This window comes from Anatilimnocola floriformis (assembly GCF_024256385.1).
In the GTDB taxonomy this organism is placed as follows: domain Bacteria; phylum Planctomycetota; class Planctomycetia; order Pirellulales; family Pirellulaceae; genus Anatilimnocola; species Anatilimnocola floriformis.
Window position 1 is genome coordinate 3019097 of the sequence record NZ_JAMLFW010000001.1, and the last position, 25449, is coordinate 3044545.

Sequence of the window (25449 nt, forward strand, 5' to 3'; positions counted from 1 at the left end):
GCGGAAGGCTGGCTCCAAACAACCGTTCGAAAGCCTCCCTATTTGTCATCCCCTGCGGATTGCCGTGAGCAACCGTCACAAACTGACCGGCGGGGAGCCGCCGTTTGTCGACCGGGTCATCCTATCGGTCAAGTTTCTGGGCAACAAGTTGCAAAGACCGCTGCTTTCGGCCGGAACGATAGCAATCCGCGGGTTTCGAGCTAGAGTTGTCCGAAAGCGTCAAGTTTACGGCCCTCGGTGCCGCAGCTACCGCCCGGCCTACGTTCAGTTACTACTTTGGAGTCCACTATATGATGTCTGCCTGGCTCGTTTCGTTGGCCATGTCGAGCACGATGGTCCCTCCGGGCTATCCCGTCGAAAATCACGCGAGCGTCGGTCACTACACTCAGCCGACCGTGCAACTCTTCGAACGGAAGAGCGTCGACCGTTCGCGCCGCAACGCGTGGAACACCTACAACGCCCAACTCGATCAACTGTGGGCCGACTTCCGCGCCGCCGGCTCGACCCCGGCTGCCTTTGCCGACTACAAGTTCAAGGTCAACGCGGCCAAGACCCGCTACTTGTACAACGATCCCTACTTGCTGCCGATTATCGACGAATAATCTGCCCGCACATGCCATGCAGCCGAGCGAACAGGGCCCGTGAAAACGGGCCCTGTTTTTTTATGCGCCCATAGAGAGAACCGAGCCAATCTACGGCGATCCGGAAAATCCTACCTGCTCCTTGCGATTGGCACGCCGGAGCGACAATGTGGCAAAAGCCGCCGACGGTCACCAATTCTTCGCACAATCTTAATAATCGACTGGTAGCGTGCGGGGGATGAAACAGCCATATTACGGAACTTCCGTGGAGAGCTACCGATGAGTAAGTTTGGATTCTCGTTTGCCGGTGTTGCCATGTTGGCAACGAGTTGCGTCATTTTTGGTTGCAGCTGCAACGGTCCGTCCGCGCCCGCACCAGCCGGTGGTGGCACCGCCGTGGAAGGGCCCAAGGAAGGCGCGAACACCGACGCTCTCGTGGCTAGCTTCAAAGATTCGCAGCTCTCCGGCAAAGTCGAAGTCGACGGCTCGAGCACTGTGTTTCCGGTGACGGAAGCTGTCGCCGAAGAGTTCAAGCGCGCGATTCCGAACGTTAACGTCAAAGTGGGCATCTCGGGCACGGGTGGCGGTTTCAAGAAATTCGTCCGCGGCGATACCGACATCTCCAACGCCAGCCGGCCGATCCTAAAGGCCGAAGCCGATCAAGCCGCTGCGGCGGGGATCGAGTTCATCGAACTGCCGATTTGCTACGACGCCCTGACGGTCGCCGTTCATCCTTCGTGCAACTGGATTGCCGACGACACGATCACCATCGAACAGCTGAAGAAGATTTGGGAACCGGCCGCCGAAGGGAAGATCAAGAAGTGGAACCAGGTTGAACCCAGCTGGCCCGATGCCGAAATCAAGCTCTTCGGCCCTGGCGCCGACTCGGGGACGTTCGATTACTTCACCGAAGTCGTGAACGGCAAAGCCAAGCAAAGCCGCGGCGACTTCACGGCCAGCGAAGACGACAACACGCTGGTGCAAGGCATTCAGGGTGACAAGCACGCGCTGGGCTACCTGCCTTACGCCTACTACGAACCGAACAAAGCCAAGATGAAGGCTTTGAAGATCAAGAAGGGTGAAGTGACCGTCGGCCCGAGCATCGCGAGCGTGAAAGATGGCTCGTACGCCCTGTCGCGGCCGTTGTTCTTCTACGTCAGCGTGAAGTCGCTCGAAAAGCCGGAAGTGAAGAAGTTTGCCGAGTTCTATGTCGCCAGCGTCTCGATTCTGGCCACCGAAGTGAAGTACATCCCCTTCGAAGACTCGCTCTACACCTTGGTGAAGGCCCGCCTCGACCAGAAGACCACCGGCTCGATGTTTGGTGGTGGCGCCGAAACGCACCAAAAGCTGGACGAAGCGTTGAAAGGTGCCGCGAAGTAACTGTTTGGCCCGCAGTTGGGAGCCGCAACCTTGAGCGCTTCACCTCCTCCGAAGATCCAGCGTTTGCGCAAACGGACCGCCGCCACACAGCGGCAGCGGTCGCTGCGCAACATGCGCGAAGGGGGAATCACGGTGCTGCTCTTCAGCGCTGCCGCCCTCTCGGTGCTGGTGACCATCGGCATCGTGTTTGTTCTGCTGTACGAGTCGTCGCAATTCTTTCGCCACGTCTCGATTGTCGAGTTTCTTACCGGTACTGCTTGGACACCGTCGTTCGAGAACAAAAAGTTCGGCATCCTGCCGCTCGTCTGCGGCACGATGCTCACCACGGGGGTCGCGCTGGCGGTGGCTTTGCCGATTGGCACCGTGGTCGCCATTTATCTCAGCGAGTTTGCTCCTTTCACCGTCCGCGAAATTCTTAAGCCGTTGCTCGAGTTGCTTAGCGCGGTGCCGACGGTGGTTTACGGATATTTCGCGATCGGTTTTGTCGCTCCGTGGTTGCAGTGGGGCTTTCGGCAGGTGGGCTACGATCTGCCGACCTTCAGCGTGCTCAGCGCGGGAATCGTCATGGGCATCATGATCATTCCGTACGTCAGTTCGCTGAGCGAAGACGCGATGCGCAGCGTTCCCATGTTGCTCCGCGAAGGCTCGTATGCGCTCGGCGCAAATAAAATTCGCACGGCGATTGCCGTGGTGGTTCCCAGCGCGCTATCCGGCATCGGCGCTGCTTATATCCTGGGAATCTCCCGGGCCATCGGCGAGACGATGATCGTCGCCATTGCGGCTGGTATGCAGCCGAAGGTTTCGGTCAATCCGGCAGAGCCCGCTCAGACCATGACTGCTTTTATCGTGCAAGTCAGCCTCGGCGATGCCGCCCACGGCAGCATCGAGTATCAATCGATTTTTGCGGTCGGCTTGATGCTGTTTTTGATGACGCTGACGTTCAACATCCTGGGATATGTCCTTCGTCGCCGTTATCACCAGGCGTACTAACCATGCTCGACACAGCCAAACTGATTCGTCGCGGCAAACGCCAAGACGCGATCTTCAACATCGTCGGCATTGTGTTCACGCTTATCGGCATCGTGACGCTGGCGGTCCTCGTCGGCGATTTGCTCGTCGATGGCTTGCCCCGGTTGAGCACGCAATTCATGACATCGTTTCCCTCGCGCAGTCCAGCGCGAGCGGGGATTCTTTCGGCCTGGGTGGGAACGCTCATGGTCATCGCCGTGACCATTTGCACTGCCGTTCCGATTGGTGTGGCGGCTGCCGTATATCTGGAAGAGTACGCTCCCAAGAATTGGGTCACGACGTTGATTGAGATCAACATCTCGAATCTCGCCGGCGTTCCCTCGATCATCTACGGGCTCATGGCGCTCGGCTTGCTCGTTTATCAATTTCACTTGGGCCGCAGTGTGCTGGTGGGCGGCTTGACGTTGTCGCTGCTGGTCTTGCCCATCGTGATTGTCTCGACGCGAGAAGCCATTCGCGCGATCCCTTCCACGATTCGCGAAGCAGCGTACGCCGCCGGCGCGACCAAATGGCAAGTCATTCGTTATCACCTCATTCCATATTCGATGGGTGGTATCGCCACGGGCACGATCATCGCCATGTCGCGAGCCATCGGCGAGACAGCGCCGCTGGTGACCATCGGCGCACTTTCCTATGTCGCGTTCATTCCACCTTGGCAGGATTTCGCGACCGGCCGCTGGTTGAACAGCGGCTTCTCGGTGCTGCCGATTCAGATGTTCAATTGGGTTTCGCGGCCGCAGCCCGCGTTCCATCAAAACGCAGCCGCGACCGGTCTGGTGCTGATCGCCTTCACGCTGGCGATCAATGCCGTGGCCATGTACTTGCGCTATCGAATCCGGAAAAACCTGAAGTGGTAGCATGAGCACGACGGTCCCCATTCAGACAAACCAATCGCTGCAGTTGAAAGCCGAAGTTCGCAACGTGAACTTCTACTACGGCCAGCGACATGCGCTGAAGAACATCTCGCTGCCCGTGCCGCTGCGCACAGTCACCGCGCTGATCGGTCCTTCGGGTTGCGGCAAAAGCACGTTGCTCCGTTGCTTCAACCGCATGCACGATCTGTATCGCGGCAATCGCTACGAAGGCGAGATCCTACTTCAGCCGAGCGGCGTCAACCTGCTCAGCCCCGAAGTCGATCCCATGGAAATGCGGCTCAAGACCGGCATGGTCTTTCAAAAGCCGAATCCGTTTCCCAAGTCGATCTTCGAAAACGTCGCTTACGGCCTGCGTTTGCGGCTCATTAACGATCGTCAGGTGATCCAACAAAAAGTCGAAGAGTCGCTGCAGCGAGCCGCTTTGTGGGACGAAGTGAAGGATCGCCTGAACCATCCCGCCACAAAACTCTCCGGCGGTCAACAACAACGACTCTGCGTGGCCCGCGCGCTCGCCACAGAACCTGAATTGATGTTGCTCGACGAACCAACGTCAGCGCTCGATCCGATCGCCACGAGCAAGATCGAGGACATGGTTTTCGCTCTCAAGGAAAACGTGACAATCCTGATGGTCACGCACAACATGGAGCAAGCCGCCCGCGTCGCTGACTTCACGGCCTTCATGTACCTCGGTGAATTGATCGAGTACGGGCCGACCGCGCAGATTTTTCAGAATCCGAAAAATCCGCTGACGGAAAAGTATCTGACGGGCACCTTCGGCTAGAAACTGTAGCTGAATTCGCCAGAATTCAGATGGTCACCTGCAATCGCCGCCTCTGAATTCTGGCGAATTCAGCTACTCTGATCACTCGCCTACGGTTGTGGCTGCACGCGATCAACGACAACGACTCGCACATCACAAACGTTGGTGTGCGTCGGGCCGGTTTGAATCAAGCCGCCGACTTGTTGGAAGAACGTGTAAGCGTCGTTGCGGCGCAAATAATCTTGCGGATCGAGATTCAGTTCGCGCAGTTTGTCGACCGTCTCTGCAGAGATGAAAGCGCCGGCGGCGTCGGTCGGCCCGTCTTCTCCATCAGTGCCGCCCGAGAGAATGCACATGCCGGCCAGCGGATTGGTATTCGCATCGCAGTTGCTGAGGGCATTGCATAGCGACGCCAACACTAGCTGCTGATTGCGACCACCTTTGCCGCGAACTTCCGCGGCAGCGAGTTGCACGGTGGGTTCGCCGCCGGTGATCAGGCAATCGGGCCCGGGCAGCGTCCGCATCTGACCAGCCATGTGAATCAAATGCACGCCGATGTCTTCGGCGGCCCCTTCCAGCTCGCGCGAGGCAAACATCGCGTGCGAATAGCGGCGGTGTTCAGCTTCGATGCCGGCCGCATCTACGGCGACAGCGTTGTTGCCGATGATTAGATTGGTGACGTGTGCTGCAAACGAACCGCGCGGAGGCTCTTCGAGTCGCGATTGCAAATAGGCTGTCGCCGCGGGCGCGATTTCCAATGCGTTGAACTTTTTCAGCACAGCCAGCGCATCGTGCGGAGTCGAATGATCGGCAACGGTCGGCCCCGAAGCAATGATCTGCAGCGGATCGCCGAGCACATCGGAAATGACGAGTGCGACCAGCCGACCTGCGGTGCAAGCGCGGGCCAGTCCGCCACCTTTGATGCGGCTCAGTTGTTTCCGCACGGTGTTGAGTTGTTCGATATTCGCGCCGGCTGCACTCAAGTGCCGAGTGAGGGCCTGCTTATCCGTGAGTGAAACGCCCGGTGCCGGCGCGGGCAATAACGCGGAGCCTCCTCCAGAGATCAAACAAAGGCAGAGATCGTTCGCGCCCAACGAGCCGGCGATCTCCAGAATCTTTTCAGCGCCCTGTACGCCTTCTGCCGTTGGTTCATTCTTGCCCGCCGGTCGCGCGGCATGCAGGTGAATTGGTTCCAAGGGATGAACGCAATCGGCGGGGACATTGATCCAGCCGGTCACTTTTTTCTCGCGCAGCAACCGTTCGCCGAGAGCTTCTTGCAGACCAACTGCCATTCCCGCGCCGGCTTTTCCCGCGCCGACCACGGCGATGCGGTCGATCGCGCGGAGCGAGAGGGTCTCCTCGCCGATGCGCAGTTCATCGCCATCGACCACAACTTGGTCGCGCACCAGGCGGTCGCTGCGCACGGCTTCGACGCCGGCTTGCCAGATGGCGCGGGCATCATCGAGAAGTTGCTGGGGAGAGCGAGTCATGGCTCCTATGGTAACCGCTCGGCCGCTAGCAAAAACCGCCCTATCCCCCTTTGCCTGGGGCAACTAAAATTCGAGCAAGGGATGGTCCGTTCGGCCGTCCGGTTATTTCGTTTCTTGATCGCGGCCGCGTGTCGCAACCGATTGCCTTTCATGACCTTACGTTACTGGACTGCCGGCGAATCTCACGGCAAGGCGTTGCTCGCCCTCGTTGATGGTTTTCCCGCCGGCATGAAGCTCGATACCGCACTCATCGATCAGGAACTTCGTCGCCGTCAGGGCGGCTACGGCCGCGGCGGTCGCATGCGGATCGAAACCGACACCGTTGATGTCCTCTCCGGCATTTGGAAAGGCGAGACGCTCGGCAGTCCTATCGCCCTGCAAGTCATCAATAAAGACTACAAGCTCGAACGCCTCGGCGACCTGCAACGCCCCCGTCCGGGCCACGGCGATCTGACCGGTTCGATCAAATATCTCGGCTCGATCCGCGGCATTCTCGAGCGGGCGAGTGCTCGCGAGACAACCGTTCGCGTTGCCGCCGGCGCTCTCGCGCGGCAGTTGCTGTCGGCGTTCCATATCGATGTCATCGGTTACGTCGTCGAGCTCGGCGGCATCAAGCTCGATCCGGTCGATCTGCCGTTCGCCGAACGACTGCAACGGCGCGAGGCGAGCGAAGTTTATTCGCTCGTGCCAGAGCGCGACGACGAAGTGAAACAACTGATCGACGAAACGGGCAAAGCCGGCGACACGCTCGGCGGCATCGTCGAGGTTCGCATCGAAGGGCTGCCGTTTGGACTGGGAACGCACGCTCAGTGGGATCTGAAGCTCGATGGCCGGATTGCTCAAGCGGTGATGGCCGTGCAGGCGATCAAAGGTGTAGAGATCGGCCTCGGCTTCGAAGCCGCTCGCCGCAAGGGCTCGCAGGTGCATGATCCGATTTCGTTCGACCCCGCCGAGCGCGACTCGACCTCGCTGGGCTTTAGCCGGCCGACGAACAACGCGGGCGGGCTCGAAGCGGGCATGACCAACGGTCAGCCGCTGGTGGTGCGGGCCGCGATGAAACCAATCAGCACGTTGGCCAAACCGCTCGGTAGTGTGAACCTGGAGACGAAGGAACCGGAAGCCGCGCAGTACGAGCGAAGCGACGTGTGCGCGGTTTCGGCCGCGAGCGTGATTGTCGAGAACGTTGTGGCCTTTGAAGTGGCCCGTTCGTTCGTCGAAAAGTTTGGCAACGACAGCTTGGCCGAGATGCAGGCTCGCTTGGAATTGTTTAACAAGATGGCCCGCGAGCGATAGTCGATCGTTTACTGTCAGTCGAACAAGGATGTTCGTCATGAATAGACCAGCTCATTTCATCTGCCGCGTCGGCTTTTTGCTGCTGTGCGTCTTGCCGACGGCAGTGGTCGGCGGCTGGATCGTGCAGCGGTCGCAGCCGGGCTTTCTCCTTTCGGCCCGGCAAGAGTGGGAACAAGAGCTATCGCGGCAACTCGGCCTGCGCGTCACTTGCACGACCGTCGAATATCCACGTCCGAACACGGCGGAACTCTCGAACGTTGTCATCACCGATTCGGAAACCGGCGCCGCGGTCGCGAGCGCGCGATCGCTGGAACTGATTTACACTTCGGAGCGTTGGAAGCTCGCCGGTGCGCAGATCGTCATTGAAACCGCGCAATTGCCGTTGCTGCGGACGCAACTTGAACAGCGCATGCTGCGGCGCGAAACTTCGACGAAGTTGCCGAACTCCTGCGAAATCTGGCTGCGCGAAATCACGCTACGAAGTGAAGAGCGTGGACTCACGCTGATCGACGTCGCCGGCGAATGGAAGATGAATGAGAACGGCCCATCGTGCGCGCTGAGCTTTCGCTTGCCCGAGAGCGACTCGCAGCAACCATCGGGCCAATGGATGGTGCAGCGGAATCGGCAGACAACGCCGCCATCGACGCTGTGGCAGTTGAAAACGGGCAACACGCCCCTGCCGTGCAGCGTCGCAGCCGCGGCCTGGCCGGCGGTTCGGCAACTCGGGCCGGGAGCACAATTCGCCGGTGAACTCGAAGTGGTTCAAGCGGCCAATGAGTTCTCTGGTCAACTGCGAGGCACGTTGTTCGATGTCGATCTAGATTCGCTCGTCAGCGAACAACTGCCGCATCGCTTGAGCGGCCTCGCCATTTGCAAAATCGCAGAAGCACGCATCGAACGAAATCAACTCACGCTGGTCCGCGGCACCTGCCAGGCGAAAGATGGCAGTATCAGCGCGTCATTACTCGCGTCAGCTGCAGAGCACTTGCAACTCGCTGGTCCACCCACCGAATCGCTCGCCACCAACAGCGTCGTGCCATTTCGACAGCTCTCACTCGGCTTCGATCTGCGTGCCGCCGGTTTGCAGCTGACCGGCAGCGCCGATCCACTTCGCAAAGGCGTCTTGCTTGCCACGGCGACTGGTTCGTTGCTCGGAGCGCCGCCGCAACATCATGCTCAAGCAACCGGCTTACTCAACGCGCTCGTTCCCACCAGCGAACGCATGACTCGCCAGGGGCAATACCTGGCCGGGCTGTTGCCGGTTGCCGAAGGGCAAACGCCGCACGCGGTCGCTCGCCAACCGCAGCATTTTCCGCTGCGAATGCACCCGAGTCGCGACTCGCAAAGCCCTGCACTTCGTCAGCCGCAAATGCGCTAGCGACAACGCTTACGTTACCGATCGCACCACAGTGGCAATCGTGGGAGCCGGTGAGCGCGGCGCGGATTTCGCATCCATCTTCGCGGCCGCGCGCTTGCGGAAATCCGTTTCGACAACCCGTTTCACATATCGCCGCTGAACTCGACTTCTCACGTTCAAGGCCAGATCCTCCCATCCATTGCGGAGCAGCATGATCACGACGCCGACGCCCAAGCCGCCGCCGAGAAATGCCACGTGCCACGCCAACACGAGCCAAAAGTGATTCATAAACAGCATCCTGGGTCGGCCGAGTGCGAATCGCCGGCCAATTCTTCCAAGCGTTCGACGCAGGCCTGGCAGCGGCCAAAAGCATTCGCCGACCAGAAAATCTTGATGAGCCGTCGCAGACAACATTCGCAGGTGAGTTGCTGCAACTGACTCGGACTGAGCTGTGCGGCTTCGCAGCAGGCTCCATCGAAATCGCCGCGCTGCCAGAGGAGCGACGCCAGGCCGACGCGATAGTTGGCGACATCGGGAGCGATCGCGATGGCTTGCCGCGCTGCAGCTTCGATTTCCTCCAGCGGCCGGCCGAGTCGTCCCAGATAGAAGCCGCGATCGTAGTGCGCCGGATGAAACTGCGGCAGACGCTCGTTTACCCGTTCGCAAAGCTTCACGCTCAGGTCGGGCCGCTGGGCACTGTCGCAAACCTGGGCCAAATAAACCAGCAGCGAGCAATCGACCGATTTGAGCGTCATCACGTGTTCGGCGATGCACAGCGCCACCTGCGGCCGCCCGAGTCGCGTAAGGCAATCGGCCAGTGTTACCTGCCCGCTGTGCGACAACGGCCGCAGAAGCGTCGCGTGTTCGAGCGAGTCGCAGGCCAACGAAATATTTCCCTGAGCCCGCAGCACTAGCCCCCGCAACTCCCACAGCCGGCCGCAGTCAGGCTCGGCCGTCATATTGCTTTCGAGGACGAGCAGGGCTTCGTCATACAATCCGCCGCGAAACAGATTCACAGCTGACTCAAGAGCACGCATAAGGCGAATCCACAAGAGCGATAGAAACCGAGCGGCCAGAGACGACTGCCGTGCTGATGTTTCTAACGATATTGAGACTCGATTTCAACTATGCGATGCAGATTTTTGCTGTTTTATCCTAAACTGTTGCTGGAAAATGAATTGCAGCTGCTGCTAAGATGCCCTCTCCTGGCTGGCCACTTCAATCACTGGGGAAAAATCATGCGTCCGAACCGTCGGGAGTTCCTAACTGCTGCCGCTCAAGCCACCGCTCTGGCCGTGACCGCCGGAGCCGCGACTGCCATCGAGCCGATCCCGCGCAACGGCACGCCGAAGTTCAAATTCAGCCTGGCCGCCTACAGTTACCGGTCGCTGCTCGCCGGCAAAGAGCCGACGGCGACGCTGACCGATTTCATCAACGACTGTGCCAAATTCGGCTGCGAGGGGACCGAGCTCACATCGTATTACTTCCCCAAAGCCGTGACGCACGACTATCTCCGCTCGCTCCGCCGGCAGTGCTTCCGGCTGGGCCTCGATGTCTCGGGCACCGCCGTCGGCAACGACTTTGGCCATCCGCCGGGCGAGGAACGGTCGAAGCAGATCGCACTCGTCAAACAATGGATCGACTTTTCGGAGATCCTCGGCGCACCCGTCATCCGCATTTTTGCTGGCCATGAAAAGCCAGGCACCACGCCCGCGCAGGCTCATTCGCTGATGGTCTCCGGCATCGAAGAGTGCTGCGAATACGCTGGCCAGCACGGTGTGCATCTGGCCCTCGAAAATCACGGCGGCCCCACCGCCACGGCCGAAGGCTTGCTTCAATTTGTGCGCGATGTAAACAGCCCGTGGTTCGGCGTGAACCTCGACAGCGGCAATTTCCACAGCGACGATCCCTACAAGGAACTCGCTCAGATCGCGCCGTACGCCCTCAATGCTCAGATCAAAGTTGTGATGAGCGGCCCCGACAAAAAGAAAATCCCCGCCGACTACAAACGACTCGCCAAGATCCTGCGCGACTCGCACTACCGCGGCTACATCGTGCTCGAATACGAAGAAGCCGGCGATGTGCGCGAGGAATGTGCGAAGCATCTTGGCGACGTCCGCGCGGCGTTTGCTTAAGGCGGAGCGCGGAGAACTCGACGATGACCCTCGTGGTTGCCAATGCAACGTTTGCCGGCCCCGCGCCGTCGCTGGCAGAGATCTGCGCGGAGATCGAAAAGATCTGCGGACAGCCAGTCATTGCCAAAGACCACGGCGAACATGAGCTGCGCGAGTGGAGTGCGGATATCGCGTTTGCCTGCACACCCAATAACACCATTGAGATCTATGTTTTTTCTCCAGAGAAGCTGGCCGCGTTCAATGCTGACTTTTTCGGCGAGCTTATGGCAGCCGCGCGGCTGAAAAAGTTGAATGACAACGGCCCAAGCCGGACCGTGAATCTGCGGGGCTATCTTGGCCAAGAACTAACGCTGCTGGGCATGGCCGAGTTGGCGCTCGAAAACCTTTCGGGAAAGCTGCAATTCCCTTTTTCCAGTGAGAGGCGAGCGGAACTCAATCAGCCGATCACCGCGAAGGAACTCGTGAGTCGTCGTCGCAGGGCCGGTCGGCAATCGAGTATGACGAATCTCGTTCTCGCTTTCGCCTTGCCGATCGTGGTGATCTGGTCCATTGCCGTTGCGCTGATCAGATTGCCGTTCAATCTCTGGAGAGCATGGCGGATGCTAAGTTAGTCGCGCAACTTCAGGCCTTCGCTGTCGGTGACGTGACCAAAGAGGATCCGCAGCGAATCGGTGATACTCCAGCAGAGGAGGCCGCCGAAGGTGAAGAACATGGCGAGGCCGAGGCCGACATAGCCGAGATAAAAGCGGTGAATGCCGAACATGCCGAGAGTCAGGCCGAGGAGGACCGCGATCGGTTTGCTATGGGGGCTGAGTTGCTCTTCGGCTTCTTCTTCGTCCTCGTCATCCGCAGGCGCGACGGTTTTGATCTTCGACTTTGAACGGCGCACCACCGAACTCGCAGTTGCGGCGGGCGGCTCGGTGTGAATCGATGATTCAGCGGCTCGACTCACGATTGGCGCAGCGGGCGCGGGTGGCTCGGGGGCCGGCTCTTCGAGATCAGGATAGATTTCGCTGGCCCACTGCCATTGCTCGGTTCCTTCGAGCAGCAGTTGCGAGTCGGCCGTCATTCGCCCTTCGTCATGCCAAGCGTCGAGCGTGGCGCGATCGACGGGGCCGAACGTTTCCTCGTCCTCCCCTTTGAGAAACCACATGTCCACCGCAGGCGCGGGAGGCGGAGCGACCGGCGGGAGCTCGGGCAGTTTCGGTTTCGTGATGGGCGCTGGCGGCGGAACCGGAACAGGTGGGGGTGAAGGTTTCTTCGCCACCGGCGTCGGCGGCAACCAGTCCTTGCTGGACGGCTGCGGCTTGGGACTTTCTTTCGGCGGTTCTTTGCGCGGCGATTCTTTCGGCAGTGGCGGCGCCTCGAACGATGGCGGCGCGGGCTCTTGCGATGCAGTTCGCCAGGTCGAGCGCAGATTTTCTGCAGGTGCCGGCGGCGGAGTTGTTACCACTGCGGGTGGCGCCGATGGAGCCGGCGGCGCTGGACGAGCGGCAACCACCGGGGCTGGCGGATCGGCCGTGAGTGGCGGCACCTTGAGGGGGCCTTTGCACTTGGGGCAACGGATTTTCTTTCCCGCCGCGGCATCGGGCAGGCGAAACTTTCCTTCGCAACTGGGGCAAACGGCTTCTACGGGCATGAGAGGTGGGCTGGTGCAAACTGGCGGCGGTTCGGCAACGAATACTTATCCTGCGCACCGGCGAGGCGGTTTGCTAGAGGCAGCCGAAGTTTTCAACCGGTCGAGGCCGGCTACTTGGCGTTGGCCACGTAGAGTTCGTTCTGCGGATCGAGTTCGGCGGCGCGACGCAGGTGCTGCTGAGCTTCGTGTTCGCGGCCAGGGAACTCACTGATGAGCATGCCGAGGACATGATGGATTTCGGCCGACTCGGGCGCGTGAACGAGGCATTCGCGCAGTTGTTTTTCGGCGGCGAGAAAGTCTTCTTGCGAAGTGAGCACCTCGGCGAGACGCAGCCGAGCGTTCACATCGCTGGGCGAGCGGTCGATGATCGCGGTGAGCATGGCCACGCTCTTTTGCGAATCGCCGCGCTGCCAATGATTGATAGCCGCCTGCACTTGCGCGGCGTCGCGTTGCTTTTCGAAGGCCTTCAGCGCGTCTTGCTTGCGTCCCGCGTAGGTTTGCTTGGTCTCGGCGGGCTTCGCGCGACGCATGGGGTTGGCCTGCGGCAGCGAAGCGCAACCGGGAAGCATCGTCAGAGCGATCAGCGCGAGCAGGGTGACGGTGGTGGAGATTTTCATGACGGCCTCGGTGTTGAAAATCCAACGGTGTCTTACGGCAGGCGTGTGGCTTGTTCGAGCGGATCGGCAATCATCACGCCAGGTGGCAGACGCTCGATGGTGCTCGACCGTCCCGGTTGGCCCGGATCAGGCACGGCTTGCATTTCGGGATCGCCAAAGCCTTCGGGGTTCTGCCACGGCGAGCCTTGCCGCGAGTAATCGCGATAGCGACGTTCCCACGGACGCAGGCCGAACTTGAGGTAGTCGTGAATGCTCTCGTCCTGGAAGCCGCCGGCGGCGACCACTTCGTTGCGGAGGTTGATGGCTTCGCGGCTGAGCGGATCGAAATGCACGGCGAGATTGACCTGCCGCAGTGCTACGTCGTAGTCCTGGGCATTGTAGGCGGCGCGGGCTTTTCGCAGCCAATGGTTGCCGTAGTTGCGGCGGGCGATCGGGCTCATCTTGTCGAAGTAGATGCTTTGCCGCTGCGTAAATTCGTTGCCGAGCTTCTGACCTTCCTGGCTCATCATCGGATCGGCAATGATCTTCGGCGTGATGAGGACGATGATTTCGGTCCGGCTGATGTCTTCATTCTTCTGACGGAAGGCGGTGCCGACGTATGGCAAGCTGCCGAGCAGCGGAATCTGGTTGGTTGTGGTCGCCAGGTCTTCACGAATCAGACCGCCAATGACCACCGTGCAGCCATCGTTGCACATCACGTTGGTGGTGACCTGCGTCAGCGCTTTGTTGGGCAACGTCAGGCCTTGTTGCACGGTCACACTGCCGGTCGAGAGTTCCGGGTGAACCTCCATGCGGATCAGGCCGTCGTGACTGATGAACGGCCTGATGCGGAGGAGCGTGCCGACGTCGAGGAAGTTGACGGTTTGCGTCGAGGCGTTTTCGGTGACCGTGGTGCTGACGTAACCGAGTTGTTCGCCGATTTGAATTTCGGCTCGTTGCTTGTTGAGGCACATCAGCCGTGGCGAAGCGATGACGTTGGTATCGCCGATCGTTTCGAGGGCGTTGACGAACAGCGAGAGGTTTTGATCGAGATAGCCGAACTTCAGGCCACCTTGCGTGACGTCGATGGCTGCGAGCGTGGCGAGTGGGCTGCCGCTGATCAGGGCGACGTTGTCGTTCCCCTTGAGGGCGGCGAAGTTCACGCCCATTTTGTACTTGTCCGAAAGCTTGACGCTGAGGATCATCGCCTCGATCGAAACTTGCGTCGGCTTGCAATCGACATCAATAAAGATCTGATCGAGTTGCTTGAGAACGGCTTCGAAGTCGCGAACGATCACGACGTCGGTGGACGCCAGATTGTTGCCGCCGGTTTTGACGTGATCGGCAGGAATGTCGACTTCGGCCGGCGCAGAAACCGTGACCTTGCCGATCGCCGGCGTGAGCAGCGAAGTGAACAAGGCTTGCAGATCGGCGGCTTTGACGTAGTTCGGGCGATAGACGCGCGTCATCACGCGGTCTTCGGTTTGGTCCATGGCTTCGAAATCGGCCGGCGTGCCGATGTAGACGATTTCCCCTTCGCGACGAGCGATAAAGCCCGTCGACTTGAGAATCGCTGCGAGCATTGTTTCCAGACTCACGCCGCTCAGCGATGCGGTGACCGTGCCGGTGACGCTCTTGCTGGCGATGATGTTCAAGCCGCCCTGTTCGCTCAGCATCTGCAGCACCAGACGAATGTCTTCATCCTTGGCGTTCATCGAGAGCTTGGTGCCGTTGCCGGTGATCTGGGCCGGTGGCGACGGCAGCGGTTCGGGTGGTGGAGCCGCGGGAGCTTGTGCTTGTGGTGGCTGCGGCTGCGGTGGTTGATAAGCGATCGGTTGCGGCGGTGGATTAAGGCGCTGCTCTTCTTGCTGTTCCACCTTGGCTAGGATGTTGCTGAGGAAGCGATGATTCTTTTGCGCGTTCCGATCGAGCAGCGCGATGCTGTCTTGCAGGTCTTCGATTTGACCGGTGACTGCGCGGCGATACGCGGCAATTTCCGGCGCATGAGTTGGCACTTGCTCAAACGCTGGCGCTGGGGGCGGCTGCGGAATGACCGGCGCAGGTGCAACGGCAATGACAGCTGCTGCGGGATTCTCCGGCGTGTCGGGCACCGCCTTCGGCGCGGGCTGTGTGAGCGCGAGCGCAATGGCCACGCCCAGTCCAACAGCGGCACAGGCCCCGAGAATCAAGATTCGTAATGCGTTCGGCATGGTCGTCCCTGACCTGGTTGAACGTTCTTATTCGTTAGTTGGCTGCAGCTCGCCGCTAGCCAGCGTGGGCTTGGTTCGCTCGATGCGAAACGGTTGCCCTTCAAATTTCAAATCGACACCCTGCTCGTCGATGGCAGTGATGCGGAACTCCACCTTCGGGGCGCCGTTGTCGCCGCCGAACAGGAGCACATCGCCGACGCGAAAGAGCTTGCCGCGAATGACCGCCGAAGGGCCCTTCTTGCCAATCAGCACGCTCGACAGCGTTACGCCGCTGAGCAGTTGCTCGGCCAATTCGTTTTCCACGGCAGGTGGTTTGGCTGACAGTTGAGTTTCGGGCTTCGCTTCGATCGGTTTGATTTTTGTGTCCGTCGCAGCCGCATGAGCCAAGGGCTGAAAGGGATTTCGCCAATCGGCGTTATGCACGGCAGCTTGCATCAGGCGATCTTGCGCGAGTGTATCGCGGATGCGATCCCAGTGGGCCGTATTCGTCGCGGGATGAGCGGCAGCTTTCACCAGCACGGGGTCATCGCCGCGGATCACTTTCGCGGCAGGTCCGCTGCCGGGCTTGCCCTTCCCCTTGATGCTCTTCATGACGAGCGGGGCCCAAAAGTAGAGCGCAACGAGCAGCATCAAGCCGAGCGCGCCCGCTTTTTGCGGGCTGGCGGCTGCATCCTTCTTTAGTCGTTTGATTAGTTTATCTAGCTTCACAGTCTTACCTCAGTCGCGCCGAGTCCCGGCAATTTCTGCCGAACGCAGCGCATAGTCTGTTCATCGGTCAGGTCGACTTTGCCTGTGCGGAATTTTCGTCAAGCTCGATGAAAATCGTCAAAGTCATTTCGACTCGCAAGGTTTGTGTATTTTCGCCAGCCGGTGATAGCGTCAGGTGCGAGACCCAAACGCGATGTGGCAGCGTCTCGACTCGCTGCAAAAATTGAAATACTTGCTCGAAATCTCCCTCGAGCGCGACAGCAATCGGTTGCTGCGCGATGGTTTGCAAGCGGACCTGCGGTTCGGGATCGAACCGTTGCAAGGTCACGCCGGCCTGACGGGCTTGCTGCGTGATGCTGGAGAGCGCGCGACCGGTTTCGCTCACATCCGGGGCGTTCTCGCGCCAGGCTAGGCTGACTTGTTCGACCTGCGACTGCCGCTGGCGAGCTTGGGTGATTTTTTCGTTCGTCTTCGATCGATTGGCCACGTATTGCATCAGTTCGTATTTCTTCGACTTCAGCGCAGCCGTTTTGTGCTGCGTGGGAAGAAAGACGAACAGCGTGTAAAGCACGGCCAGGGTCGCGACCACGCCGGTCACGAGCCAGGAAGGCAAGCTGCGATTTTGGGCGGCCTTGGATTTAGTCATGGCTGGGCGTGGGGAGTGGCGTTTCGGCTGGGAGTTTTTTGGCAGCGCTGGCGTTTGTGAAGTGATCGAACTGAATGCGGGCCTGATCGGCAAACAAGCGGTAGCGAGCACTCGCGAACAGCAACACAAACGGAATCACAAAGGCCGCGAACATCGCGATGCCGAACGACCATTGCGAGACGGCCGATTCCGGCTGCGGTTCAAATGGCTCCATCGGGCAGTATTTGATTCTGTCGCGGCTCATCGCAAGTTCTCCTCATCCCGGCTGGCCGTTTCCGGCTGCGGATTGCCAGCGGTAAGCTCGGGCGCGATCGGCCCTGCCGGGCCATCGCTCAAGCCGTGGGCCGACTTGATGGTGATGTGCAGTTCAAACACAACGAGGGAATGCGTTTCCAGCTTGCGCGTTTCCATGCCGCTGAGGCGAGCTTCGGCGATGAGCGGCTGGCGGGCGAGCGATTCCAAATAAGCATGCAGCGTTTCGGCTTCTTTCACCGAGCCGGCGACATGCACGACGATGCGTTGCGCTTCGTGTGCATCGTGCAACTGCTGCAAATCGGCGACAGCGGCTGGCGGCGTGGGCTTGTTGGCTTCGACACTGGCTTCGGGTGTCGCGCCGACTGCGGGCTTTTTAGCGACGAGCGTTTCGGCGATGCGAATGCTGGTGAGCTGCACTTCTTCTGGCAGCGGCGAGACCACGGCAGCCAGGATTTGCGTGCGCGGCCAAGGGTGTTTCAAAAATGTATACAGGTTGGCGCTGTGGCTGAGGCTGGCGACCTTGGTTTCCAAGGCCAGCAGCTCTTGATCGAGCTGGCGATGCGTTTTGCATTGCAGCTCGAGCTGCGCGAGTTCGCGTTTCACACGCTGCACGCTCAACCATTGCAGGCTGGCCGTGGCGACGACGATGCCGCCGAACAAGCAGACAATCAATGCCCACCACCAGCGCACGCGGCGCTGCTTGCGCCGCTCGCGATAGTGTTCCGGCAGAAAGTCGATCGTTTGCATGTTCATGGCTGGTGGTGCTGATTTCAGTTCCGCTTACTTCATTTCCCGCAGGGCGAGACCGGCTGCGACATCCCATTGCCCTTTGCGGCCCACGTTGGGCGCGGAGGCGAAGGCGCGGAAGGGATCGCTCAATTCGCATTTCAAATCGAGATGCCGGCCGAGTGCTTCGAGCAACTGCGGTGTGGCTTCGCCGCCGCCGAGGACCAGGCGTTGCAAGGCTTGGCCGCGGAAGGTGACGCTGTGATAGCGAACGCACATGGCGAGTTCGCCGCCGAGGCGTTCGATGACGGGACGAGTCGCTTCGGCAACGCTGCGGGCCACTTCGGGGTCCTGCATGTCGCTGCGGCGATCACCGTTGTGTTTGCGGAGCAGCACGGCTTCGGCGGCATCCATTTTCAAATGGCGGGCAATCGAAGCATCGAGGTGCGCGCCGCCGATGTCGATGTATTTCACGAAGAGCATCTCGGCTCCTTGCGCAATGACCGCAGCCGTGCGCGAATAGCCGAAGTGAACGATCAGCGAGCGCTCGTTCTTGTCGTCTTCGCGGCGGAACTGCGCGGCATAACAACGGGCGAGCGCGGCCGGTTCGACGTCGACGGCCACCGGATGGAGCTGCGCACTTTCGACGAGCTGCAATGTTTGCTGCAGCACGGCGCGCTGGCAGGCGAAAACGATGACTTCGCGCACCGTGGAATCACCTTGCCGCACGTCGGCTGCTTCGACGAATCGCATTTCGGCTTCATCGACGCCGAATGGCAAACGGCCGGCCGCTTCTTGAGCCACGAGGCGATGCATTTGCGCGCCCATTTCGCGCGGCACGCGCACATTGTGCAAAAAGAGCTGCCGATCACCGAGGCAGACAACCACATCGCGGCCGCGGAAGGCGCGGCCTTCGAGGGCACGGTTCAAACCATCGGACCAGCGCTCGACATGTTGCTCGAACGTGGTGTTCGGCAAGAGCGGCGGCAGATCCCAGCGGCAAGCATCGATCAACCGCGTGAGATCGCCCGAAAACTGCACGAGCTTCAGCGAGCGCGCACCGAGATCGACTCCGATAGGTCCGCAGCGATGATTTCCCAGCCAGCTGATCATTGTTCTGCTTAACGAAGTGAGGAAAGGGCTGCGAGACCTGTCGGCGCTGTCGCGGTCATAGCTTCGACGGTTGCCAGGCCAGTGACTGCCGAGACGCGGACGGCTTGATATCGCCGGGAAGTGCCGAGGCCGGAAGTCAGCCAGATCAACGTGTCGTCGCTCGAAGACGTATTGCCGAGCGGCGTGAACGTGACCGTCGTGTGTTCGGCACTAGGAGTGCCGCGCAGCACGCCGACGAGTTTCAATTCGCCAGCGCCGAGCGGCAGGGTATCGAACCGCGTGGTTTGGGTCGTTGCGGTATCGGTTTGCAATTTAAAAGGAGAAGTCGGCAGCGTATTCAGCAGCGTGTTCGTGCCGGTGTGCGTCAGCTGATAGCGATTGGTCGTCGGCGTGAAGGTGATTCGATAGTTCGAACCATTGGCAATCGCTAGGCCGCGGGCATAGTCGACGTCGGCGACCACAATGGTGACGCCGGCTTGCAGTTGATCGACCGAGGTCGTTTCGAAATAAGGAATGACCAGCGCGGCGAGAATGCTGAGGATGGTGAGGACCACCATCATCTCGACGAGTGAGAAACCCCGCGCAACGCGAGAACTCGTCCGCAAATTGCGGAGCGGAGTTTGATCAGCGTTTGGGAGTTCCTGTTGCATCGGTTTTGGTCGTGCCGCGGAGCATGGCGTTTTGCTCCTTCAGCAATTCCTTGATCTCGCGCAGCTCGCGAACCATATCGCCACGCTGCTCGACGGAGTTCTGGAACGGCAACTGGCCACCCTGTGGCGCAGCGCCAGTCGTGCTGTAAAACCCTAGCACGCACAATCCGACGCCATTGAGAAGGACTAAAACAGACCAGGCCGGAAGGTGAATTTTCATGACAAAACCCCGCTAAACCGTGGGCAACGAAAAGGACGCAGAATCCCTACAAACGACACACACATCGTAAGCCGATGTGGTCTCGCCCGCGCAGCGCGCAATCAGGCAATTCTAGGTCGCGGCGGACTTTCGGCGTTTTGGCAAAATTGTGCAAGGGCAATGTTGGCCGCGGCCGTTTTGGCGAAATCTTGCTGTCGCAGGAAGCAGACCCTTCCGTGCAGGCCGCAGCAGAGAGTAAAACCCTCTTATGCCCCTCCGCCTGACCCAAATTGCCCTTCCCATCGAGCAACCCGAAGAAGAACTGGCCGCGGAAATCACCCGCCGGTTGGGAATTGCCGCGGGCGATCTGCAGCGCTGGCGAATTCTGCGGAAGAGCCTCGATGCCCGCTCGCGCGACTCGCTGAAGTTCGTTTACACCGTGATGGCCGAGCCGCGCGACGAAGAGGCGCGGCGGGATCGCTGGCAGCGGTTGCCGGGAGTCGAACGCTTCGAGCCGACGACCTTTCAAGACATGCCGGTCGGCAGTGAGCCGTTGCCGAACAGGCCCGTAGTGGTTGGATCCGGCCCGGGTGGTTTGCTCGCCGCGTACTATCTGGCTCAGCGCGGTTATCGGCCGCTGGTGATCGAGCGGGGCGACGCCGTGAAGGAGCGAGTGCCGGCGATTCGTTCGTTCGATGAAGGCGGCGCCTTCGACTCCGAAAACAACTATCTATTCGGCGAAGGTGGCGCCGGCACGTTTAGCGACGGCAAGCTGACCTGCCGTATGAGCGGGCCCGATGTCGATTGGGTGATGGAGCAACTGATTGTCTGCGGCGGCAAGACCTCGATCCGTTATGAGAATCGGCCGCATCTCGGCAGCAACCGCCTGCCGCTGATCGTGCGTAACCTGCGCCGGCAAATCGAAGCCTGGGGCGGCGAGTATCGTTTTCGTTGCTGCCTCGAAGGGCTGGAGTTCGTCAACGGACAACTCACCGCCGTGCAAACGTCGAGCGGCCGAATTGCCACAAATATCGCCGTGCTCGCCATCGGCCATAGCGCGCGCGATACATACGCGATGTTGCATGGCCTCGGCGTGCCGATGCAGGCCAAGGCTTTTCAGCTGGGTTTGCGAATCGAGCAGCCGCAGGAACAGGTCAATCGTCACAAATATGGCCGCGAGAGTTATCTGCAACAGCTGGGCGCAGCTGACTACACACTGGTCGCGCGCGGTCAACGCGACGTCTTTACGTTTTGCATGTGCGCCGGCGGACATATTATTCCGAGCATTTCGGAGCCGGAAATGTTCTGCACCAACGGCATGAGCAATTCGCGCCGCGACACGCCGTTTGCCAACAGCGGTTTGATGGTGACGCTCGAGCCGAGCGAGTTCGGCAGCGATCATCCGCTGGCCGGCGTCGAGATCCAGCGGAAGTGGGAAGCGGCTGCGTACCAGCTCGGGCGTGGCACTTACCATTCGCCCATTCAACGGGCCGACGATTTTGTGCGCGGCAGCTCTCCCAAAGCGGGCGACTCGCTGCGGTGCTCTTACGCCCGCGGCGTGATTCCGGCATCACTCGATGCGGTTTTGCCCCCCGTCGTGGCGACCGCGATTCGCAAAGGGTTGCCGCTGATGGATCGCCAATGGCGAGGCGACTTTCTGCGGAATGCGATTCTGGTTGGCCCCGAAATGCGCGGCAGTTCGCCGCTGCGAATCGCCCGCGATCAGGCCAGCCGGCAAACTCCTGGATTCCAGGGACTTTTCCCCGTGGGCGAGGGGGCCGGTTATGCTGGAGGGATTATCAGCGCTGCCGTCGACGGTTTGCGCAGCGCGATGGCAATCGTAGGCAGGTTCGCGCCGCTCGGTTGAATAGCGGCAGCAGCCGCGTGAGGAACGATCGATGTATCAGCAAAATCAACCTGATCCTGACGTCCTGCGGCAACGAGCAAAAGAACGCTGGGACCAAACGACCGAGGGGGCCGACTTTGCCTCACTAAAACTCAATGACGCAGCCGCTGCGTACGTTCGGCAGTTGCTGCAGAAGCAAGTCGAACTCGAATGGCAAGTCGCCGAAGAGAAACGCGTCACCGAGTTACTCTCGGCAGCGCTCAACGGCGTGCCGGACACGGTGTTCGTCAAGAACCTAGACGGCGTGTATTTGCTGTTCAACGAAGCCGCCGCCAAAGTGGCCGGCCGGTCTTGCGATGAGATCATTGGGCGCGACGATCGTCATCTCTTTGGCGTCGTAGAGTCGGAACAAATCATCGCCGAAGATCGCGCAATCTTAAAAACGTTCGAGCCGTTCATCGCCGAGCAAGAACTGGGTATCGGGGGTGAAGCTCGAACGTTTTCCACCGTGAAGTCGATCCTGCGCGATAAAGACGGCACGGTACAAGGAATCGTCGGCATTGCTCGCGACATCACCGCGATCAGACAGGCTCAAAATGAACTGAGTGAAAGCGAAAAACGTTTTCGCACACTGGCCGATAATCTTCCTGACAATCTATATCTGCTCGATCCCGATGATTGCGATATTCCGCTGAAGATTCTCTACGCCAACAAAGCTGCGGCCGAAAATGATGGCTACGTTGTCGAGCAACTCATCGGTCGCTCGCCACTCACTCAACTCGATACGCCGGAAACAGCGGCTCAAGCGATCGATCGCGTGCAGCGAGCGCTGCAGGGAGAAGTCGTCGAGTTTCAAGCCGAGCACGTGCATCGCTTGGGCTACCGCATTCCGTACGAGGTGCGGGCAGTGCGCATTCCCTGGCAAAGTCGCACGCTCGTACTCGGCATTTGTCGCAATATCACCGCGCGGCTCAAAGCCGAAGAGGCTCAGCGTGAACACGAAGCACGCCTGGCCGAAGCGCAAGAGATTGGTGGCTTGGGATCGTTCGAAATCGATCTCCCGGCGTGGCGTGGACATTGTTCGCCAGCGCTCTGCAAAATCTTCGGCTTCGAAAACGATCAAGAATTTCATGACTACAACGCGTTCATCAAAAAATACCGCCATCCCGACGATCACGAGCCCGATCAGTTAATGGCTTGTGCCACAACCGGCGACATCGAGCAACGGTTTTTGCATCCCAGCGGCGAGACTCGCACCCTGCACGTCCGGCGCAAAGTCATTCGCAACGCCATCGGCATTCCCACCAAGCTCATTGGCACCGTGCAAGACGTCACCGATCGTCGCAAGGCTGAGGACAAACTGCGGGCCAGCGAAGCGCGGTATCGAACGTTTGTCGATCACGTTTCCGACGCCATGTTTCTGCACCATGCCGATGCAACGGTGCTCGATGTCAATCAGCAGGCCTGCGATAGCCTGGGGCTCTCGCGCGAGGAATTGATCGGCAAGACTCCGATCGAATTCGATCCGGCAGTGACCGTGGAGCAGCTGGCCGCATTGCGGGCTACCTTGGATGCCGGTGAGTCGCTAGTGCTCGAGACGCAACACCGCCGCAAGGATGGCTCGACGTTTCCCGTCGAGATTCGTGGGCGTCCGTTCTGGGTCGATGGCGAACGTTTTAGCATCTCGTTGGCGCACGACATTACCGCGCGAAAAAAAGCCGAGCAAGCTTTGCGGGCCAGTGAACAGCGATTTCGCGAGTTGGCCGATGCAATTCCGCAGATCGTCTTCACGGCAGGACCCGATGGCGGTCTCACGCATACCAATGCTCGCGCCACGCAATATGCGGGAGTCAAGTTCGACGAGCTCACAGGCTGGTCCTGGGCCGACGTCATTCACCCCGACGATTTGCCCTCGACACTTGCCGGTTGGAAGGAAATTCTGACCACCGGCGTTGCCCGGCAACTGGAGTTTCGCATTCGCCGCGCCGACGGCGAATATCGCTGGCACATCGCGCGACAGATTGCCGGTCGCGATGCCGAGGGAAATATCACGCAGTGGTATGGTACGTGTACGGACATCGAGGACATGAAGCAGGCTGAACATGCGCTGCGGTCGAGTGAAGAGCGCTATCGCAAATTGTTCGACAGCATTCCGGATCCCATGTTCGTTTACGATCCGCGCACGCTCCGCTGCCTCACCGTCAACGATGCTGCCGTGGAAAAGTATGGCTACGCGCGCTTCGAGTTTGCGCATCTGACGATCAACGACATTCGGTTAGTGATCGACGAAAAGGCAGATCAGGCGCGGCATCGCAAGAAAAATGGCGATGCGATGGATGTCGAAATAACGGCGCATGAATTGGAACTGGACGGCCGGCCGGTGATGATCGCGCTGGTGCGCGATGTCACCGATCGCCTGCAAGCAGAGGCCGATCTGCGACGGACCACCGAACTGCTGCGCGTTGTCGCCGAAGGAACTCCCGACGCCGTGTTCGTCAAAGATCTCGTCGGCAGGTATCTGCTGTTCAATCCGGCCGCGGCGCGGTTCGTCGGCAAGCCGGCGGCAGAAGTGCTGGGAAACGACGATTTTGCTCTCTTCGATCGCGAGGGCGCAACAATTGTGCGGGAGGGGGACCTCCAGGTGATCGAATCACAGCGAGTGGTGACCACCGAAGAAACACTCACGGCCGCTGGCGTGACGCGCACCTATCTGGCCATGAAGGCGCCTTATCGTGACGGCAACGGCCAAGTTGTGGGAACGATTGGAATTTCGCGCGACATCACCGAGCGAAAACGAGCGGAAGAAGCGTATCGCAAGATCAGCGCACTCCATCAAACGATCATTCACACGGCGACAGAAGGGATCTGCCTCTGCACGCCGCGGATCGATGAGCAGGAATTGGAGTTTTCGGTTTGGAACGAGCAGATGACGGCCATCACGGGCTATACGCGCGATGACATCAATCGCGCCGGCTGGTTCCAAGTGATGTTTCACAATGCCGAACAGCGCCAGGCGGCGCAGGATCGCACGGCCAAACTGCTGCTCGGCCAGACACTGCGGAACGAAGAGTGGGAAATCGTGCGCAAGGATGGCGATCGGCGGGTCATTTCGTTTTCCACGTCGGTGGTCGGCAACGATGAAAACGGACAACCGCTGATCGTCGCGCTCGCGCAGGATATTACCGATCGGCGTCGCGATGCCGAAGAACTGGCGCGGCGGCAAGCGGAACTCCGGCATGCATCGCGACTCAACACCGTGGGGCAGATGGTCGCGGCGCTGACACACGAAGTGGCACAGCCCTTGGCGGCGATTTCGAACTTCGCGGCTTCGAGCAGCGCGCTCTTGAGGCCGGAACCAAGCAAAAAATCTGAGAATCTTGAACAGGTGCGCCGGCACATCGAGCATATTGATCAACAGAGTCGTCGCGCGGCTGACATTATCCATCGGCTCCGCGATTACAGTCGCAAATCCGCCACGCGGCGCGTGCCGTGCGACCTCAATGCGCTGCTGCGGACCTCTGTAGAAATGGTGTCGCTGGAACTTAGAGGGGCTGAAGTCAACCTTAGCTGGGATCTGGCGGCAGATTTACCCTTCATCGCGGGCGACCCGATTCAACTGCAGCAGGTCATCATCAATCTCCTTCTGAATGCCCGTGATTCCCTACTCGAAAGTGGTGCGATTTCGCGCAAAATAGCCCTGCGCTCGCGAGCAGACCTGGGCGCGGTGATCATTGAAGTCGAAGATAACGGCTCAGGCATGTCAGACGAAATTGCCGGACGCCTGTACGAGCCGTTTGTTACGACGAAGCCGCAGGGTATGGGAATAGGTCTGAATATTTGCCGTTCGATTTTGCAGGACCACCGGGGAGTAATCGATTACCATCAAGTAGCCACTGGTGGAGTACTGTTCCGGATCAGCCTGCCTCTGACCGAAACGATTCCTGCCGAAGCCAAGTGAAGC

Annotated in this window: 24 protein-coding genes; 11 read left to right on the forward strand and 13 right to left on the reverse strand. The window is 59.8% G+C overall.

Annotated elements, in window-relative coordinates; all coding sequences use genetic code 11:
* The first annotated feature begins 293 nt into the window (after positions 1-293).
* The 5 genes from M9Q49_RS11530 to pstB all read left to right on the forward strand — a co-directional run bounded on the left by M9Q49_RS11530 (position 294) and on the right by pstB (position 4646).
* A complete protein-coding gene (locus M9Q49_RS11530; RefSeq protein ID WP_254508893.1) occupies positions 294-602 on the forward strand; it encodes a hypothetical protein in 309 nt (102 codons plus the stop codon).
* A 258-nt stretch (positions 603-860) separates the two neighbouring features.
* Positions 861-1961 (forward strand): PstS family phosphate ABC transporter substrate-binding protein, encoded by a 1101-nt coding sequence (locus M9Q49_RS11535; protein WP_254508894.1) that lies wholly within the window; start codon positions 861-863, stop codon positions 1959-1961.
* A 30-nt stretch (positions 1962-1991) separates the two neighbouring features.
* Entirely contained in the window at positions 1992-2951 is a 960-nt protein-coding gene (gene pstC, locus M9Q49_RS11540) for a phosphate ABC transporter permease subunit PstC (RefSeq protein WP_254508895.1), read from the forward strand.
* 2 nt (positions 2952-2953) lie between these two features.
* The gene (gene pstA / locus M9Q49_RS11545; RefSeq protein ID WP_254508896.1) at positions 2954-3847 is read left to right on the forward strand and encodes a phosphate ABC transporter permease PstA; all 894 of its coding nucleotides are present in this window, start codon (positions 2954-2956) and stop codon (positions 3845-3847) included.
* Between the two features lies 1 nt (position 3848).
* Positions 3849-4646, forward strand: coding sequence for a phosphate ABC transporter ATP-binding protein PstB (pstB, locus tag M9Q49_RS11550; protein WP_254508897.1), 798 nt, complete (start codon positions 3849-3851; stop codon positions 4644-4646).
* 89 nt (positions 4647-4735) lie between these two features.
* Here pstB and M9Q49_RS11555 read toward each other — a convergent pair whose 3' ends face one another.
* Complete coding sequence (locus tag M9Q49_RS11555; RefSeq protein ID WP_254508898.1) at positions 4736-6115, reverse strand: glycerate kinase type-2 family protein; 1380 nt, start codon at positions 6113-6115, stop codon at positions 4736-4738.
* A 150-nt stretch (positions 6116-6265) separates the two neighbouring features.
* Between M9Q49_RS11555 and aroC the strand changes: the two genes are divergently transcribed.
* Both aroC and M9Q49_RS11565 read left to right on the forward strand, forming a co-directional pair.
* Entirely contained in the window at positions 6266-7408 is a 1143-nt protein-coding gene (gene aroC, locus M9Q49_RS11560; protein WP_254508899.1) for a chorismate synthase, read from the forward strand.
* A gap of 37 nt (positions 7409-7445) precedes the next feature.
* A complete protein-coding gene (locus M9Q49_RS11565; protein ID WP_254508900.1) occupies positions 7446-8786 on the forward strand; it encodes a hypothetical protein in 1341 nt (446 codons plus the stop codon).
* 9 nt (positions 8787-8795) lie between these two features.
* Here M9Q49_RS11565 and M9Q49_RS11570 read toward each other — a convergent pair whose 3' ends face one another.
* Both M9Q49_RS11570 and M9Q49_RS11575 read right to left on the reverse strand, forming a co-directional pair.
* Positions 8796-9053 carry a hypothetical protein gene (locus M9Q49_RS11570; protein WP_254508901.1) on the reverse strand — a complete coding sequence of 86 codons (258 nt, stop codon included), beginning with the start codon at positions 9051-9053 and terminating at the stop codon, positions 8796-8798.
* The gene (locus M9Q49_RS11575) at positions 9050-9802 is read right to left on the reverse strand and encodes a tetratricopeptide repeat protein (protein WP_254508902.1); all 753 of its coding nucleotides are present in this window, start codon (positions 9800-9802) and stop codon (positions 9050-9052) included. The genes M9Q49_RS11570 and M9Q49_RS11575 overlap by 4 nt, the downstream gene beginning before the upstream one ends.
* A gap of 201 nt (positions 9803-10003) precedes the next feature.
* Between M9Q49_RS11575 and M9Q49_RS11580 the strand changes: the two genes are divergently transcribed.
* Both M9Q49_RS11580 and M9Q49_RS11585 read left to right on the forward strand, forming a co-directional pair.
* On the forward strand, positions 10004-10900 hold the full coding sequence (locus tag M9Q49_RS11580) for a sugar phosphate isomerase/epimerase family protein (RefSeq protein ID WP_254508903.1): 897 nt from the start codon (positions 10004-10006) through the stop codon (positions 10898-10900).
* A 23-nt stretch (positions 10901-10923) separates the two neighbouring features.
* Complete coding sequence (locus M9Q49_RS11585) at positions 10924-11511, forward strand: hypothetical protein (protein WP_254508904.1); 588 nt, start codon at positions 10924-10926, stop codon at positions 11509-11511.
* On the opposite strand, the gene M9Q49_RS11590 is transcribed toward M9Q49_RS11585, so the two are convergent.
* The 10 genes from M9Q49_RS11590 to M9Q49_RS11635 form a co-directional block, all read right to left on the reverse strand.
* On the reverse strand, positions 11508-12539 hold the full coding sequence (locus tag M9Q49_RS11590; protein ID WP_254508905.1) for an NINE protein: 1032 nt from the start codon (positions 12537-12539) through the stop codon (positions 11508-11510). The genes M9Q49_RS11585 and M9Q49_RS11590 overlap by 4 nt on opposite strands.
* A gap of 110 nt (positions 12540-12649) precedes the next feature.
* A complete protein-coding gene (locus M9Q49_RS11595) occupies positions 12650-13156 on the reverse strand; it encodes a tetratricopeptide repeat protein (protein ID WP_254508906.1) in 507 nt (168 codons plus the stop codon).
* 32 nt (positions 13157-13188) lie between these two features.
* On the reverse strand, positions 13189-15345 hold the full coding sequence (locus tag M9Q49_RS11600) for a type II secretion system protein GspD (RefSeq protein WP_254508907.1): 2157 nt from the start codon (positions 15343-15345) through the stop codon (positions 13189-13191).
* Between the two features lie 27 nt (positions 15346-15372).
* The gene (locus tag M9Q49_RS11605) at positions 15373-16053 is read right to left on the reverse strand and encodes a hypothetical protein (RefSeq protein ID WP_254508908.1); all 681 of its coding nucleotides are present in this window, start codon (positions 16051-16053) and stop codon (positions 15373-15375) included.
* Positions 16054-16120: 67 nt separating this feature from the next.
* Positions 16121-16699: a type IV pilus inner membrane component PilO gene (gene pilO / locus M9Q49_RS11610; RefSeq protein ID WP_254508909.1), complete on the reverse strand. Its 579-nt coding sequence runs from the start codon at positions 16697-16699 to the stop codon at positions 16121-16123.
* Positions 16692-16943: a hypothetical protein gene (locus M9Q49_RS11615; protein ID WP_254508910.1), complete on the reverse strand. Its 252-nt coding sequence runs from the start codon at positions 16941-16943 to the stop codon at positions 16692-16694. Before M9Q49_RS11615 ends, pilO begins: the two co-directional genes overlap by 8 nt.
* The gene (locus M9Q49_RS11620) at positions 16940-17701 is read right to left on the reverse strand and encodes a PilN domain-containing protein (protein WP_254508911.1); all 762 of its coding nucleotides are present in this window, start codon (positions 17699-17701) and stop codon (positions 16940-16942) included. The genes M9Q49_RS11615 and M9Q49_RS11620 overlap by 4 nt, the downstream gene beginning before the upstream one ends.
* Before the next feature lie 33 nt (positions 17702-17734).
* Positions 17735-18793: a pilus assembly protein PilM gene (gene pilM, locus M9Q49_RS11625; RefSeq protein WP_254508912.1), complete on the reverse strand. Its 1059-nt coding sequence runs from the start codon at positions 18791-18793 to the stop codon at positions 17735-17737.
* Positions 18794-18801: 8 nt separating this feature from the next.
* On the reverse strand, positions 18802-19443 hold the full coding sequence (locus tag M9Q49_RS11630; RefSeq protein WP_254508913.1) for a pilus assembly FimT family protein: 642 nt from the start codon (positions 19441-19443) through the stop codon (positions 18802-18804).
* Positions 19418-19663 (reverse strand): hypothetical protein, encoded by a 246-nt coding sequence (locus tag M9Q49_RS11635; RefSeq protein WP_254508914.1) that lies wholly within the window; start codon positions 19661-19663, stop codon positions 19418-19420. Before M9Q49_RS11635 ends, M9Q49_RS11630 begins: the two co-directional genes overlap by 26 nt.
* 247 nt (positions 19664-19910) lie before the next feature.
* Here M9Q49_RS11635 and M9Q49_RS11640 point away from each other — a divergent pair, with 247 nt between their 5' ends.
* Complete coding sequence (locus M9Q49_RS11640; RefSeq protein ID WP_254508915.1) at positions 19911-21509, forward strand: NAD(P)/FAD-dependent oxidoreductase; 1599 nt, start codon at positions 19911-19913, stop codon at positions 21507-21509.
* 31 nt (positions 21510-21540) lie between these two features.
* Positions 21541-25446 (forward strand): PAS domain S-box protein, encoded by a 3906-nt coding sequence (locus tag M9Q49_RS11645; protein WP_254508916.1) that lies wholly within the window; start codon positions 21541-21543, stop codon positions 25444-25446.
* Positions 25447-25449 lie beyond the last annotated feature (3 nt).

Bases quoted from the DNA above. Each gene is read 5' to 3' on its own strand.
- M9Q49_RS11590 (WP_254508905.1), bottom strand. From the start codon at position 12,539: ATGCCCGTAGAAGCCGTTTGCCCCAGTTGCGAAGGAAAGTTTCGCCTG.
- M9Q49_RS11640 (WP_254508915.1), top strand. From the start codon at position 19,911: ATGCCCCTCCGCCTGACCCAAATTGCCCTTCCCATCGAGCAACCCGAA.
- M9Q49_RS11530 (WP_254508893.1), top strand. From the start codon at position 294: ATGTCTGCCTGGCTCGTTTCGTTGGCCATGTCGAGCACGATGGTCCCT.
- M9Q49_RS11575 (WP_254508902.1), bottom strand. From the start codon at position 9,802: ATGCGTGCTCTTGAGTCAGCTGTGAATCTGTTTCGCGGCGGATTGTAT.
- M9Q49_RS11570 (WP_254508901.1), bottom strand. From the start codon at position 9,053: ATGAATCACTTTTGGCTCGTGTTGGCGTGGCACGTGGCATTTCTCGGC.
- pstB (WP_254508897.1), top strand. From the start codon at position 3,849: ATGAGCACGACGGTCCCCATTCAGACAAACCAATCGCTGCAGTTGAAA.
- M9Q49_RS11595 (WP_254508906.1), bottom strand. From the start codon at position 13,156: ATGAAAATCTCCACCACCGTCACCCTGCTCGCGCTGATCGCTCTGACG.
- M9Q49_RS11630 (WP_254508913.1), bottom strand. From the start codon at position 19,443: ATGCAACAGGAACTCCCAAACGCTGATCAAACTCCGCTCCGCAATTTG.
- M9Q49_RS11615 (WP_254508910.1), bottom strand. From the start codon at position 16,943: ATGAGCCGCGACAGAATCAAATACTGCCCGATGGAGCCATTTGAACCG.
- M9Q49_RS11585 (WP_254508904.1), top strand. From the start codon at position 10,924: ATGACCCTCGTGGTTGCCAATGCAACGTTTGCCGGCCCCGCGCCGTCG.
- pilM (WP_254508912.1), bottom strand. From the start codon at position 18,793: ATGATCAGCTGGCTGGGAAATCATCGCTGCGGACCTATCGGAGTCGAT.
- M9Q49_RS11620 (WP_254508911.1), bottom strand. From the start codon at position 17,701: ATGCAAACGATCGACTTTCTGCCGGAACACTATCGCGAGCGGCGCAAG.
- M9Q49_RS11555 (WP_254508898.1), bottom strand. From the start codon at position 6,115: ATGACTCGCTCTCCCCAGCAACTTCTCGATGATGCCCGCGCCATCTGG.
- pstA (WP_254508896.1), top strand. From the start codon at position 2,954: ATGCTCGACACAGCCAAACTGATTCGTCGCGGCAAACGCCAAGACGCG.
- M9Q49_RS11565 (WP_254508900.1), top strand. From the start codon at position 7,446: ATGAATAGACCAGCTCATTTCATCTGCCGCGTCGGCTTTTTGCTGCTG.
- aroC (WP_254508899.1), top strand. From the start codon at position 6,266: ATGACCTTACGTTACTGGACTGCCGGCGAATCTCACGGCAAGGCGTTG.
- M9Q49_RS11600 (WP_254508907.1), bottom strand. From the start codon at position 15,345: ATGCCGAACGCATTACGAATCTTGATTCTCGGGGCCTGTGCCGCTGTT.
- M9Q49_RS11580 (WP_254508903.1), top strand. From the start codon at position 10,004: ATGCGTCCGAACCGTCGGGAGTTCCTAACTGCTGCCGCTCAAGCCACC.
- M9Q49_RS11635 (WP_254508914.1), bottom strand. From the start codon at position 19,663: ATGAAAATTCACCTTCCGGCCTGGTCTGTTTTAGTCCTTCTCAATGGC.
- pilO (WP_254508909.1), bottom strand. From the start codon at position 16,699: ATGACTAAATCCAAGGCCGCCCAAAATCGCAGCTTGCCTTCCTGGCTC.
- M9Q49_RS11535 (WP_254508894.1), top strand. From the start codon at position 861: ATGAGTAAGTTTGGATTCTCGTTTGCCGGTGTTGCCATGTTGGCAACG.
- M9Q49_RS11645 (WP_254508916.1), top strand. From the start codon at position 21,541: ATGTATCAGCAAAATCAACCTGATCCTGACGTCCTGCGGCAACGAGCA.